Origin of the sequence: Sphingobium sp. (assembly GCF_032153725.1) — a bacterium.
Classification (GTDB): Bacteria; Pseudomonadota; Alphaproteobacteria; order Sphingomonadales; family Sphingomonadaceae; genus Sphingobium.
Genome location: NZ_JALDYQ010000023.1, coordinates 23,649 through 38,377 on the forward strand (window position 1 = coordinate 23,649; position 14,729 = coordinate 38,377).

The 14,729-nt window shown below is 61.2% G+C and carries 9 protein-coding genes; 2 read left to right on the forward strand and 7 right to left on the reverse strand.

The window, feature by feature from the left end; all coding sequences use genetic code 11:
• Positions 1–75 precede the first annotated feature (75 nt).
• Both RUH75_RS09720 and RUH75_RS09725 read left to right on the forward strand, forming a co-directional pair.
• Positions 76–2,106, forward strand: a complete 2,031-nt coding sequence (locus RUH75_RS09720; protein ID WP_313805156.1) for a PQQ-dependent dehydrogenase, methanol/ethanol family — start codon at positions 76–78, stop codon at positions 2,104–2,106.
• Between the two features lie 43 nt (positions 2,107–2,149).
• Positions 2,150–3,019 carry a carotenoid biosynthesis protein gene (locus RUH75_RS09725; RefSeq protein WP_313805160.1) on the forward strand — a complete coding sequence of 290 codons (870 nt, stop codon included), beginning with the start codon at positions 2,150–2,152 and terminating at the stop codon, positions 3,017–3,019.
• 103 nt (positions 3,020–3,122) lie between these two features.
• On the opposite strand, the gene RUH75_RS09730 is transcribed toward RUH75_RS09725, so the two are convergent.
• The 7 genes from RUH75_RS09730 to RUH75_RS09760 all read right to left on the reverse strand — a co-directional run bounded on the left by RUH75_RS09730 (position 3,123) and on the right by RUH75_RS09760 (position 14,245).
• The gene (locus RUH75_RS09730) at positions 3,123–5,360 is read right to left on the reverse strand and encodes a TonB-dependent receptor (RefSeq protein WP_313805163.1); all 2,238 of its coding nucleotides are present in this window, start codon (positions 5,358–5,360) and stop codon (positions 3,123–3,125) included.
• Positions 5,361–5,714: 354 nt separating this feature from the next.
• Entirely contained in the window at positions 5,715–6,761 is a 1,047-nt protein-coding gene (locus RUH75_RS09735; RefSeq protein WP_313805167.1) for an aromatic ring-hydroxylating dioxygenase subunit alpha, read from the reverse strand.
• A gap of 29 nt (positions 6,762–6,790) precedes the next feature.
• Positions 6,791–8,002: an acyl-CoA dehydrogenase family protein gene (locus tag RUH75_RS09740; RefSeq protein WP_313805170.1), complete on the reverse strand. Its 1,212-nt coding sequence runs from the start codon at positions 8,000–8,002 to the stop codon at positions 6,791–6,793.
• 207 nt (positions 8,003–8,209) lie between these two features.
• A complete protein-coding gene (locus RUH75_RS09745; protein ID WP_313805175.1) occupies positions 8,210–9,100 on the reverse strand; it encodes a LysR family transcriptional regulator in 891 nt (296 codons plus the stop codon).
• Positions 9,097–10,827: a CocE/NonD family hydrolase gene (locus RUH75_RS09750; protein ID WP_313805180.1), complete on the reverse strand. Its 1,731-nt coding sequence runs from the start codon at positions 10,825–10,827 to the stop codon at positions 9,097–9,099. Before RUH75_RS09750 ends, RUH75_RS09745 begins: the two co-directional genes overlap by 4 nt.
• On the reverse strand, positions 10,817–12,604 hold the full coding sequence (locus RUH75_RS09755; protein ID WP_313805182.1) for an acyl-CoA dehydrogenase C-terminal domain-containing protein: 1,788 nt from the start codon (positions 12,602–12,604) through the stop codon (positions 10,817–10,819). Before RUH75_RS09755 ends, RUH75_RS09750 begins: the two co-directional genes overlap by 11 nt.
• Before the next feature lie 15 nt (positions 12,605–12,619).
• Positions 12,620–14,245 (reverse strand): class I adenylate-forming enzyme family protein, encoded by a 1,626-nt coding sequence (locus tag RUH75_RS09760; protein WP_313805185.1) that lies wholly within the window; start codon positions 14,243–14,245, stop codon positions 12,620–12,622.
• Positions 14,246–14,729: the final 484 nt, after the last annotated feature.

Here is a 14,729-nt window from a genome sequence, read left to right on the forward strand (position 1 = left end):
CCAGAAAGAACCATGTACTCGCCATCGCTTGCTGCAAAAGGGGCGGGGTCCAGACTCTGGTGGCCCATCGCTGCCATGAGTCTGGCCCTTGCAGCTTGTTCCGGCGTGAAAGGCGATGCGCCGAAGGTCGACCAGTCGCAGTTCACCGATGTGACAGACGGAACGAACTGGTCCGCCTATGGCAGATTATATGATGAGAGCCATTATAGTCCGCTGACGCAGATCAGTTCGGACAATGTGAACAAGCTGGGGCTGGCCTGGCATATGGACTTGCCGCCGCAGATCAGCACCGTCAGCGCCCCCCTGGCGATTGACGGCATCCTCTATTTCGGCATCGGGCTAAGCCATCTCTATGCGGTCGATGTCGCAACGGGCAAGACGCTTTGGGAATATGATCCGGAAGTCGCCAAGGTGGCGGGGGCGAAGGCGCGTCTCGGCTGGGGTATTCGCGGGATCGCCTATTGGAACGGGAAAATCTATACGGCCACCCAGGACGGCCGGCTGATCGCAGTCGATGCGGCCACCGGCAAGCCCACCTGGTCGGTCGAGACTACCGGCAAGAATGACGGGCTGTCCATCACCGGCGCTCCACGGGTCTTCGCCGGTAAGGTCATCATCGGCAATGCTGGCGCCGACTATAGCGCAGTGCGTGGCTATGTGACCGCCTATGACGCAGAGAGTGGCAAGCAATTGTGGCGTTTCTACACGGTGCCCGGCGATCCGGCCAAGGGCTTCGAAAATGAGGCGATGGAAAAGGCCGCCAAAACCTGGACGGGCGAGCTTTGGAAAAAGGGCGGCGGCGGTACGGTATGGAACGCCATCACCTATGATCATGAACTGCACAGGATCTATATCGGCACCGGCAATGGTTCGCCATGGAACGCGAAGGTAAGAAGCCCCGGCGGCGGCGACAATCTGTATCTCTGCTCGATCGTGGCGCTGGATGCAAATACCGGAAAGTATCTCTGGCATTATCAGGTCAATCCCGGCGAGACATGGGACTGGAATGCAGCCATGGACATGCCGCTCGCCACGCTGACGATCGGAGGCAAGAAGCGCCGCGTGCTCATGCAGGCGCCCAAAAACGGCTTCTTCTATGTATTGGACAGGGACACGGGGAAACTCATCTCGGCTGAACCTTTCGTCAAGCAGAACTGGGCGAAGCGCATCGATCTGACAACCGGACGACCCATCGAAAATCCGGAGGCGAGATTCCCGAAGGGCAGTACCGAAATCTGGCCGAGCGAGGCGGGCGCGCATAGCTGGCAACCCATGGCGTTCAGTCCGAAAACCGGCCTGGTCTACATCCCCACGACCGAATTGTCCGTTGTCTGGAACGACCGGGGCGTCGATCATAAACAGTGGAAACGCCCGGGCGACTACGCGCTTGACGGGTCCTTCAATCCGCTGAGGTTCGGTTTGCCGCCGGGGGTGACCAGTCCCGGCTCGCTCCAGGCATGGGACCCGGTCCGTCAGCGCCGCGTGTGGTCCGTGCCCCTTCGCGCACCCTTGAACGGCGGCGTGGCGGCCACCGCCGGCAATCTCGTTTTCCAGGGCAATATCGAGGGCAAGTTCGTTGCCTATGCGGCGGACACGGGCAAAACCCTTTGGAGCTTTGATGCCCAGAACGGGATCGTGGCTCAGCCCATCACCTATATGGTAAAGGGACGCCAATATGTCACGGTCCTGACCGGCGTTGCCGGTGGAGCGGGCCTGATGGCGGGAATGCCCGGCGTCCCAGTCTGGGACTACAGATCACAGATGCGGCGCGTCCTCACTTTCGTGCTGGACGGCAAGGACACCCTTCCCGCCCCGCCACCTGCGGCGCCGGAAACCGGCAGTATATTGTCGTTCCCGGTCAACGCCGCGCTGGCGCGGGAGGGTGCACAAATCTACGCGGCCAAGTGCCAGATGTGTCATGGCATCGGAGCATCGGCTGGCGGCTCTGCCCCCGATCTGCGAAAATCGCCCGTCGTCGCGGACAAAGCGACATTCAGGCAGGTCGTGCAGGAAGGTCTTCTCAAGGAACAGGGCATGCCCCAGTTCACCGTTTCGGACGCGCAGTTGACAGCGGTCAGAAACTATCTGGGTCAGCAGGCGAAATAACGGAAAACCGCTTGGTTAGAGGGGCATGATGGAACATCCGAACATGGCATCAAAAAAAAGCACAGGCGGGGCGCTCCAGTTGCGGATATGCTGGGGCCTGGCAGCCCTGTGGCTGACGATATATGTGGGCTCGTCGATTTTGGGGGAATCGGCCCTGGGCGGCATGTTGTGGGGGATCAGCTTCCTGCTCCTGTTTGCGATCCTCTTATGCCACGGCTCCCTTCTTTATGGCTGGCGCGGGGTTGGGGCTTATCTCGCCATCGCCCTGGCCGCGGGCTTCACATTCGAAGCATCAAGCATCGCCACCGGATTTCCATTTGGATATTATGTCCACAATGTCCCCGGCCCCTCCCTGTTCGGGGTCACCATCATGGCGGCGACCATCTACGCCGTTGTCGGCTGGTATGCGTGGATCGTCGCGCGCTCGATCCTGCTCGACCGGCCTGACCGGAATCGGGGTTCGGCGCGCTTTACCACGCCTGTGATCGCGGCTTTCATTCTCGCGGGATTTGACTATCCCTTCGATCCGATCGGATCGACCATTCGCGGAATGTGGACATTCGCCTATCCCGGCGGGCAATTCGGCGTGCCGTTGTCGAATTTTCTGGGCTGGATCTTCACGGGCTGGATCATCTTTCAGGCTCTGGCCCTTATCGAGCATCGTTTTCATGGCGCCAGCATCAGCGCGTCGCGCAACTATTGGTTGCTGCCATGCCTGATCTGGATGGCCATGGCGCTGCAATATCCACTTCTCTGGGGGAACGCGCCGAGCGGGATCACAAAGCTCGGCTCGCGCAGCTTCGTGACTGCCGATATCTACGAAGCCGCGCTGATTGGCAGCCTGTTCACGCTTCTTCTCGTAGGCATGATAGGGGTGGCCCGGCTATGCCGACCTTCCCTCCAACCCATCTGAGCCAAGCCGTCCTTGCCTCCGAAGGAGAGACGGCTTTGCTTGCCAATCGCGACACCGCAACGCGGCCTCTCCGCGCGGGGAGAGGCCGGGAACGCGCCGTATTTCACATGTCGAAGCCCAGCGTCACGCCATAAGTCCGTGGCGGCGCGTAGCTGGCGCGCCGGATGCCGGTCGCACCGAACGACTGAACGCCATCGACATTGGCGACAACCGCATTGGAGAGATTATTGCCCCACACCGAAAGCGACAGACCTGAATCAGTCCGGTAACGGATGCTGGCGTTGATCAGATTATAGGCCTTCTGGCGGGTGGCATTGTCCGGCTCGTGAAAAAATCCGCTATTATAATAATAGCCCGCGTTGAAACCCAACTCGCCCGAGGCCAGCTTGACCGCATAATCTGCCGCAAGCCCGAGCGTGTGCTTCGGACTCAGCGCCAGCCTGTTCCCAGTCGCTGATCCGGTGGTCAGCGAATAACCACCCGCCACCCGGGTAACGGCGATCACCGCCAGCGGGAAATCCTTATACTCGGCGTCTGGGATGAACTGATATGTCGCATGCAGATTCAGGCCCTCGACAGGCCTTAATTCCAGTTCCCCTTCGAAACCATATTCCCGGGCCGGTCCGCTATTATAGACGCCGGTATTGCCATTCACATTACGCTGAACCTGGAGGTCCTTGAAATCATAATAGAAGGCGCCGAGGTTGAGTCTGGCCCGGCGGTCGAGGAACGTCGTCTTCAGCCCGGCCTCATAAGAATCCAGGATTTCGGGGCTGAAGGCCGGAATGGCCGGTGTATTGGCGTTGAAGCCACCGCTCTTGAACCCCCGATTATAGGAAATATAGGCCATGGTATCGTTGGTGATCTGATAGTCGAGTGCAAGCCGCCATGTCAGTTTCTTGAAATGCAGGGACGCGTCAGGAAAGACCTGCGGAACGATTGAACCATTCTGGAAGTACATGGTCTGGACAGCATCGACCAGACTCTTCTTTTCGCTCGTATAACGAAGTCCGGCGGTGAATTTCAAACCGTCGAAGATGGGTGCCGTGGCCTGACCGAAGCCGGAAACCGAGTCCGCCTTATGATAACTGTACAGGTTGATCCGGTTCAGACCCGCCACAGGCCCCGCAGGAGGGACGGCAACGCCTCTGAAATAGAAATTGAACGGATCATAGCCGCTGCTGCCCTTGAAATAATAAGCGCCGGCGACCCACTGTATCGGGCTGGAATCGGGCGAAAGCAGTTGCAGTTCCTGGCTGAACTGCCAGTCCTTCTGCGTGAAGGCGATGTAGCGCCCGTTGGCCGGCGTATAATCGACATCGAAATTAAGCAGCGTGTCGGACCGCCGATAGGCGGAAATGCTGGCCAGCCGCACGCCGCCGAGGTCCTGATCGATCCGCAGGCTCCCGCCCCCGCCCTGGAAATGGGTGAGGGGCTGTTCGCCGCTGACATCCCAGGGGCTGCCACCATAGGACGGGCCGTAGGGCGCGGGCGCCGTGCCGCCGACGGGCAATCGGGTCGCGTTGTTACTGCTCTTCTGATCGGTATAGTCGAAGATGATGCGAATCTTCGTCCGGTCCGAAGGCGTGAAGACCCATTTGGACCGGATGCCGATGTCGTGATCGACCTTGTAGACATCCCGCCCATTCAGAAGATTGGTGCCATAGCCTTCGCCCATGGTCGAATAGGTCATGGCAATATCGGCGCTGGCTGTATCAGACAATGGGCCGCCCACATAGGCATTGGCCCGAATGGTGTCATAATTGCCATAGCTGAGGCTGACATTGCCACTCAAGGCATCGCCCGGATCACGGGTCTTGACCTGCAACAGGCCGGCCGTGGTGTTGCGCCCGAACAGCGTGCCCTGCGGCCCCTTCAGGGCCTCCACCTGCGCGATATTGCTCAGGCTGAACATCGTGGACGTCTGCGCGGCGATATAGACATCGTCCACATAGATGGCCACCGAAGGCTCCAGCCCGGCCGAAACGCCCTTGAACGCGATCCCGCGGATGATGGGAAGAGCAAAGCCGTTATTGCGTTGCACGTCGACGCCGGGCAGCGCGACTTTCAGATCGACCATGCTGCTGACGCCGCTGGCCTTCAACTGGTCCGCCGTGGCGACCGCCACCGCAATCGGAACCTTCTGGAGATTTTCCGAGCGCCGCTGCGCCGTGACGATGATTTCCTGAAGGCCGACATTGTCGGTCGTGCCGTTCCCACGAGTGGCTCCCCCCTCTTCAGCAATCTGGGCGGAGGCAGCCTGAACGCATGCCGGCATGCAGACAGCCGCGAGCAACCCGATGGCGCTGACGTCAAGATAAAGTGAATTAACAGATTTCATGGAAATCCTCCCTATATTTATTTTATTTTATGCTGAAAATATTTTCGTATTCCACAAATATTGGCGTGATTATTTAACAATATTTTTGGGAAAAAGAGCAATATTTATAATCATTACACAGAAATATTGCAAAGATAAGCTATCCGACTGGTGTCCGGGCCACGAAATTTTCAACAGTACACATTCATGACCTCAACGACCCCGCGCAACCAATAGAAAATGAGCGGATGTCAATGCATGATTCTTATGGTTCCCAGCAAAACGAAGTGTGCGCAGGGACGGCGCCAAGCTCAACCAAGCCGCTGTGCGGCTCAATGCTCTTCGCTTATGACGGCAGGCCCTGGCCCGAAACGATCAGGACCGTTCAGCGGTCATGAGCTGGTCCAGCATCCGCCTGTAGCGGACCGGGGCCTCATCGATCTTCAGCAACACCGGCCGCGAGGTATCGACGGCGGGGTTCAGCACCCGCGCCTGCTGCGCGGCGATGACGCGGCCGTCCTGTTCCGAAAATGCCATGCGGCGCAGCGCGGAAATCTGCTCCCGCACGTCCACCTCCACCGAGGGATCGAGAACGGGCGGATTCTGCCGGACGGCGCAAAAATGATAGAGCGTTTCGGTCGGCGTCACCGGCGTCAGGAAATGATGCCCGTATATGCCGGTGCCATCCTCCTTCGCGCCGCCGACTTCGGTAACCCCGGTATCGTTCACCATGCATCCGGGCGCCTGCCAGGTCATCGTCGTCCACATATCGACCATGCCGCCGTCACGGCGATACATCAGATCGTACATCCCCGGCACAGGCACGTTCGGCGTCAGCCGCGTGACCGACAATGTGCCCCCCTGCTGTTCGACTGCGATGTCGGCATCGATCGAATGTTCATTGCCCAATATGCCGTCGTGGAGGATGCTCGCATGACTGAGATCGAGCAGATTCTCGGTGATGAGAATATAGCTGGCATCCAGAGTCAAATGGTCGCGCTTCGATATGTGGCTTGGCGAACTTTCGACCAGAAGCGGAAACCGGGCTATCGTCGCGGGATCGGCCTTTGCGGGGTCGCCCATCCATATCCACAGGATCGAATCCTGCTCCACCACCGGAAAGATGCGGACCGTCGCGGCGCTCGGCAGATTGCCGGGACGGTGGGGGTTGTGGACGCATTCCCCTTCCGCATTGAACTCCAGCCCGTGATAAGGGCATTGCACGCGATCGCCCGGCAGCAGGTGCCCCAGCACGCTGAACGCGGCAAAGCGATGCGGGCATATGTCGAGCATGGCCGCCGGGCCGCCATCTTCCCGCCGGAAGAAGACGATGGGCAGGTCCAGCAGCTTGCGGGGTTCGAGGACCCCCGTTCCAAGGTCATCCGCCCACATAGCGACATACCATGCGTTCAGCAGATACATAGAGGAAGCTCCCGACTCCGTAACCATCTTCAGACGAACGCCGAAAGGTTCGGATAATCGTCGAACAGGGCGCGCCCGTAGATTTCGAGCGGCACTTCCGGCGTGAGAAGTCCGTGCCGGGTCGCCGTGCCGATGTCGCGCCAGACCTGCTGGATCGGATTCGCCTCCATGAAGCCGCTCGTCCCCTGGACCGACATCAACAAATCCACGCCCTTGCGGCAGTGATCCATCGCAAGGCCCAGCTCGGCGCGCATGCGGGCGCGGTCGTCATAGGATAGTTGCTGAAGCGACGCCGCAGCATTGACGATATGGTCGCACCAGGCCTTGACGCTCGCATTCGCCGTGCCGATCAGGCTGGCGGCCTCCGCAAGCTGGAGCTGCATCGCCGGCGATTGGCGGGTATCGCCATATGTGCTGTAGGCGATCCGTTTGTTGCCCGCCGCCATGCGCTCTCGCGTCAGGTCGAGCGCCGCGTTCGCCATTCCCAGAACGGGGGCAGCGACCGCGATCACCGCCGTCGCGGCGAATGCCTGACGGTAGGGCAACGTCCGCTCCGTGTCCCCCAGGGCATTGAAGGCCATGACTTTCGAGAGGGGGATAAGCCGATGATCGGGCACGAATACGTCCTTGGCCGTCACCGTATTGCTTCCCGAACCGCGAACGCCGACCGAATACCATGTATCTTCGACCGTCAGCTCGCGCATCGGCACCATGATCAGGCCAAGGTCCCTGCGCCCGTCGTCGAGCGTCAACGGCACGGTGAGAAGCGCCCAATGGGCATGAAGGCTGCCCGATGCATAGCCCCACGTCCCATTGACGCGATAGCCGCCCTCGACACGGGCCGTCGTCGCCGTTGGAGCGAGGATGCCGATGAACCGCGTATCCGGGTTCTGGGCAAAGATCTCCCGCTGCGCCTCTTCCGGAAAATAGCCGGCGATCCAGGCGCCCGTGTTCGAAATGAACGCGACCCATGCCGTCGATCCACAGCCGCGTCCAACTTCCGAGATGACATCCATATAAGTCCGGCAATCGCCCTCATAACCGCCCCACCGGCGCGGCGCGCAGATGCGGAACAGCCCAGCCTCCTCAAGGGCTGCGACATTTTCCTCCGGCAACCGGCGATCCCGATCGGCCCTGGGAGCGTTCGAACGCAGAAGAGGAATCAGCGCCGCCGCCTTGGCCGCCAACTCGGTTCGTAGCGGAGCCTGATCGGCGTCGGCGCAATCCATGTTCAGAACCATCTGCATCTCTCCAATTCATATTCCCGGGCATCGGCCTCAAACGGTGATACCCGCGCTCAGCCCCTTATGGTCCGCAGCGCCAGCTCTTGACCAAAGGCCCGAATTCTCCTGCAAAGACTTCGTTCATCGCCCCGACGACTGCCAATAGAGACTCTGCTGGGATCAATGCATAATGCTTATCGGGATCGGTCCATGGTGGAACGACGCTCATTGCTCGAACATTGCCTGGAGTTCCGCGACGAAGCGGTCAATCGCGAGCGAAGTCCGGATGGGCGAACGGCGCGCGATGCCGGCGCTATAGTCCCAGATTGGCCGTGCAACCGCCAGCGGCACCAGATCGCGCCCAAGGATGCTGTCCAGCAGGGGTTCGGCAAGGCATGCGATGAATTCGCCATGGACCATCGCCGCGACCGCGCACGCCACCGACGGCGTTTCCAGCATGATCCGCGGAGGGTCGACACCCTCGGCGCCGAAAAAGGCGCTGATCTGCCCACGGCCGACGACATCATGCGCGAGCGAGGTCCAGGGGAACGCCGCCAGATCGTCCGCAGTCACCCCTTCCCTCCCTCCCAGGGGATGGGACTTCCCGGCCACGATCACGTGGCGAATGGGAAGCAGGCGAACGCTTTCGACCTGGGGATGATCCGGAAAATCGAGCGATCCACAGAAAAAGTCGATTTCCCCGGCAAGCAACGCCGGCAACATCGTGGTGATCGTTCCCTGCACGATGGAGAAACGGACGGCAGGATATCGCTTATTGAACCGGCTGACCGCGATCGGCAGGAAATGCGATATCCAGACGGGGCCCGCGCCTATCCTGACTTGCCCCGCATTACCGCCGCGCATCGCATCGATTTCAAGCAAGGCGTGGCGATAATCCTGGTGAATCCGTTTTGCATATCGATACAGAAGTTCGCCATAGGGCGTCGGGACCAGTCCGTTGGGAAGACGGTCGAACAACTGCACGCCCAGCTCTTCCTCCAACATTTTGAGGCTGCGCGTGAGCGCCGGCTGGGTGATATTCAGATCATCCGCCGCCGCCGTTACGTTCTTGCGTTCGAATGTCGCCAGAAAGTGGCGAAGAGTCCGGGAAATCATTGCTGCGTCCCCTGCCGCTTCCTCCATAGCGGCAGGGCAAGCCAGGACGGGTGAGCGGGGCCTGAATGCAGCGTCACACCGCCGCCGAAGATCGCGGCCGGACGGTCGCAGGGATCGTCATGGGTCATCGGCACCGTCGCGGCTCCCTTTCCGGCACTGGCGGGCCAGACGAAGTCGGCGCCCGCGATGGTCAGGCCAAGGCGGCATCCAGCCGGAATCTCGATCCCTGCCGGCCAGATCGAGACTTCGACTTCATATATCTCTCCGGGCGTCAGGGGCTGGCGCTCGTCATGCTGGTGGCAGGGCAGATATTCCGTCGTGCGGCCGGGGTCCAGCTTGCGCTGCGAGGCGCGCAGCCATCCCTGCGTCGGCGCTGCCCAGGGATCGGTCGCGCTGAAAAAGCTGACCTCCGTTCCGTCGGGCCTGACGATCCGCACCGTCAGGAACAGGTCCGTGTCCTCAGTCTCGCACGCCAGATGCAGCCTGGCGGACAATGGACCGGCGATGATCATGGGTTCGGCCAGCGGTTCGCCGAGCAGCGTGATCTCATTCTCCCCCGGCGCATAACTTGCCACGGCCGCCGCTCCGGGCGCGGCGGCGGTCAGGCTGCGTTCGGCAAGATCGAAATGAAGGCGTTGCCATTCGATATCCGGCAGCGGCCAGTCGGCGCCGGTCAAATCCCGCGCAATGCCGTCGTCAGTGGACCGGACGGACAGCTCAACCCGGGGCCGTTCCACCCATCCATTGTCCCTGCCCTTGAGATGATGGTCAAAGAACTGCTTCAGATAGGCGACGCGTTCGGGGGTGAAGAAGGTGAAGAAATAGGAACCCCCCTCGACCTTCAGCCATTTGCGCGCGGAACCAAGCCGGGTCCAGCCGCCAATCGTGCCGCGCAGTTGCAGCCCCAGACCGCCCCAGTTGGCGATGACGAGCGACGGAATCCCTATGCTGGAAAGACCGGCCAGCCTTTCAGCAAACCAATCATCGAGAAGAGGATGGTCGAGCAGCGATGCGGGATAGTCCACCCGATTGGCGGCCAGCTTCTCGGGCGGGAAGCTGTCGATGCCAGTGGCGACATCACCGGTATACATGTCCGGGAACGGGCTGTCGCCATTGCCATGCTGGTTGGGAAGGCCATGCATGTTCCACCACAGGCTGTTGAAGCCGCTGTTGTAAATGCCGTCATTGCGCGCCCGGTCGCGGTAGAATTCGGGCGTGCCTTGACAGAAAACGGCCGCCTTCAGGCCGGGCGGCCGAAGCGCCGCGACCCGCCAGTTGGTGCAGGTGATATAGCCAAGACCCAGCATGGCCGCCGATCCGTCGCACCATGGCTGCTCAACCGCCCACTGGATGACATCATAGCCGTCCAGCGCCTCAATGGGTGAATTGGGCTGCATGAAGCCCGGCGATTTCCCCGTTCCCCTGACATCGACCTGAAGCACCGCATAGCCTTGATTGACCCAGCTTTCCGGATCGGGACACTCCCAGATCATATGGGCGCAGGATGATGCAGCCAATATTTCGGGATAGCGTTCCTGAACGGTTCCCCATACCGGCGGCATGGCTTTGCTGACATGCACATCCTTCCCATAGGGCGTGCACGACACGATCACCGGATGGCGCGCATCCCCGCAGGGCCGGTAAAGATTGCCGTATAATATCGCGCCATCGCGGACCGGCACAGGCACGTTCCGTGCGACGATCATGGCGGCCTGATCAGAATGCATCGTCGGAAATCCTCATGAGCGTCGATGCGCCAGCCCTGATCCGGGCTTCCAGAGCAAATATTTCCGGCAGTATCCGCGCCATATAGAATTCGGCCGTCGCGATCTTGCCATCAAGCCGGGCGTCAGCTTCCCCGGCGTCGAGCAGGCGGCCGGCGGCATGCGCCAGCTTCGCCCACATGAAGGCGAGGGAAACATGGCCGAGCATGCCGAGATAATCGTTCGAGGCCGCACCCACCTCATCCGGATCGCTGCGCCAGAGCGGCGCCATTTCCTGCGTCAACCGCTCCATCCGATCGACTGCGGCGCGAAGTGGCGGAAGGACGGCCCCCAGCCGGGGCGAAACGGAGGCTTCGTCCGCGAACTGGCGGATCAGTCCGAAAAACCTGTTCAGCTCCTCTCCATTATCGCCCAGCACCTTGCGGCCGAGCAAGTCCATGGCCTGAATGCCGCTGGTGCCTTCGCCCAGACGCAACATGCGCTCGTCGCGCAGATACTGCTCGACGCCATTTTCCCGGATATAGCCATGGCCGCCAAAGCATTGAAGCGCGAGATCGATCATCTCGAAGGCCTTGTCGGAGAGGAAAGATTTCACCACGGGGGTCAGCAGCGAAACGAACGCATCGCTCCGCTCGCGCGCCTGCGCATCCTCGTGGGATTTCGACCGCTCGATTTCCAGACCGACCCACAGACAGAGCAGCCGGGCGCCTTCGGAAAAGGCGCGCATCGTCATCAGCATCCGCCGCACATCCGGATGGACGATGATCGGGTCGCCCGGCAGATCGGGATATTTAGCGCCCGAAGGCGATCGGCCCGCAATCCGTTCCCGGCTGTAGGCCAAAGCATGCCGGTAGGTGGCGTCCGCCATGCCGGTAGCCATGACGCCGGTGGCGAGCCTGACCGCGTTCATCATGATGAACATGCTCGGCAAGCCCTGATTGGGAGCGCCCACCAGATAGCCCGTCGCGCCATCGAAGTTCGTGACGCATGTCGGGCTGCCATGAATGCCCATTTTCTGCTCGACCGAACCCACGGAAAAGCCGTTGCGTTCGCCCGGCCGCCCTGACGCGTCGGGCAGGAATTTGGGCACCAGGAACAGGCTGATCCCCCGCGTGCCCGAAGGCGCGTCGGGCAGCCGGGCAAGAACGAGATGGACGATATTCTCCGCCATGTCGTGATCGCCCCAGCTGTTGAACATCTTGGTGCCGGTGATCCGGTGGGAACCGTCTCCCACCGGCTCGGCGCGGGTCCGGATCAAACCGAGGGCGGAGCCGCATTGCGGTTCGGTCAGGGACATGGCGACGGCCCATCGCCCCGATACGACGTTGGGGATGTAGGTCCGGCGGATGGCGTCGGAAGCATGGCGCTTGAGTATTTCATAGAAGCCGGAAGCCGGGGCCGGTCCCATGGCGAAGGCGAGGTTCGCGCCACCGAACATCTCGTCGCGAATGTTGAGGAAGATATGCGGAAGACCCTGCCCCCCATCTTCCGGACGCGCGGTCAGCGACGCCCAGCCCCCTTCCGCGAAGCCCTGATAGGCCCCGGCGAACCCTGCCGCCGTGACGACGCCATCGGCCTCCAGCCGGCATCCCTGCCGGTCGCCGGCTTCATTCGCAGGCGCCACCACCTCCGCCGCAAACTGGCCCAGCGCATCGATGATCGCATCGACCGTTCCGGCATCCAGTTCCCTGAACGACGGCAGATCATCGATCTCGCCGATCCGCAGCACTTCATGAAGGATGAACTTGAAATCATCGACAGGCGGCGCATAGGCGATCATGAATGTCTCCGGTCTTCAAGGCTGGCTGGTGGCCGACGGGACGCCAGCCTCGCGCAGTGCCTTGCGGTTGAGCTTGTTGGTGGCGGTGTAGGGCAGCGCTTCCACGAAATGATAAGCGCGCGGGCGCTGATAATCGGAGAGCGAGGACTGCCTTATGAAGCGGTCCAGCGCCTCGGCGTCGAGATCGTCGCTTGCGCGGATGATGAAGGCGTGCGGCAATTCGCCCCATCCCGAATCCTTGATGCCGACGACTGCGGCTTCCGCGACATGCGGATGTTGCAGCAATGCCTCTTCGATCGCGGCGGGCAGGATGTTGATCCCACCCGAAATGATCATGTCATCCCGCCGACCTTCCAGAAAGAGAAACCCTTCGGCGTCGAAGCGGCCAAGGTCGCCCGATCGCCACCAGCGGCATTCGCCGTCGGAATGCAGCACCTTCGCCTCGAGCGCGGGATTATTCCATATGCCCGCGGCAACGCTGGGCGAATTGACCCAGATCTCGCCGATTTCGCCCTGCGCGACCGGATGCACGCCATCCTCGGCCATCAGCCGAACCTCAGTGCCGGGAAATGGCCGGCCGACGCTCAACAGGCGTTCGCCCGCCATGTCGGCGGCGGCGTTCACGGTCACAAGGCCCAGCGTCTCGGTCGAGCCATAGGCCTGCACGACATGGGGCGTGACGATGTCCCTGATCCGCGCGAGCGTCGCGCTGTCCATCGGCTCGGCGGCAAAGCTCGCCAGCCGGATCGATATGTAGCTCGACGGGTCCGGCATCATCGCCAGCAGCTTCCTCCACATCGTCGGCGTGAGCGACATATGCGTGATCCGCTCTTGCCGGATCGTCGCGGCATAGCGTTCCAGATCGAACTGCTCGAGGAAGACGTTACAGCCGCCCGCGTGGAGAAAGGGGAACCAGCTGATGTAGCAGCCCGTAAAGGCGGTGCTGTAAGGCACGATCCCGCGAGCCCCAGGACCGGTATGGCCGAACATCGCCACGCCCGATCGCGCCGCTTCGATCAGATTGCGATGCGTATGCACTATCCCCTTGGGCAGCGAGGTCGTGCCGGACGACAGGATGATGACGGCGGGGTCATCTTCAGCGAGGCGCGGCAGGTCGGACGCGGGCGGATAGGCTTCGAAATTCGCTTCCGTCACCCCATCGCTGCCGCTTGCGTCGGCGGCAGCGGCCCCCGAGCGAACCCGCATCCGGCGCAGCCCGGCCGGAAGGCACGCCGCAATGCCGGCTGCCGCCGCGTCGAGCGAGGCGTCATGGATCAACAGGGCAACATCGAAGGCATCGCAAACCGAAGCGAGCGCGGCGTGGGATTCGCGCGTGTGAAGCGCGAGCGGCAGCGCGCCCAGTCGCACCAGCGCCAGCCAGGCCACCATGTGCATAGCTGACGGAAGCGTCATCAGCGCCACGCGCATTCCCGGCGCAACGCCCTCTTCGCGCAACTGCGTGACCAGCCGCCGGACCGCTTCGTCCAGTTCGCGATAATTGAAGCGATAATAGCCGTCCACGACCGCCGGGGCATCAGGGTTCGTGCGCACCACGCGATCCATTGCCGACGCGACCGTCAACGGACATGCCGTTGGCGACGGCCCGACCATGCGCGTTCCCTGTTGGCGTTCACTGCCCATTGCGGAAGCCTCCATCCCCTCAACCCTCATACGAATAGTGATGCTGGCGGACTTTTTTATCCGCTCGTTTTGCGATTCTCATTAGATTATATTTTATCAGTATATATGACAAGCATATCCGTGAAATAGCAGAAAATTCCATATTTTCTGCGATCCTGTCGACAAATATAGGGATGTTGAAGCGGTATATGAAAGGCTCTCCGACTGGTCGCCAATGCCCGCCGCAGCGGCGGAGCAGCCTTCAGTGGAGGAACAAAATGAGCGGTTCGGTTGTGCGCAAGGAAATCCGGAAAAGCATCGTTACCGTCACGCCGCACCGGCCCGAAAAGCGGAATCCGCTATCCAGAATGCTATTCGAAGAGTTGAGCCACTTCCCCGCTTGCGTCCGCGCCGTCATTCTTATCGGCGAGGGAAAGCATGTCCGCGCGGGTCTTGATCTGTCCTGCCTTGAAAACACGCAAGGAGGACCCGCGGGCATGCGGCT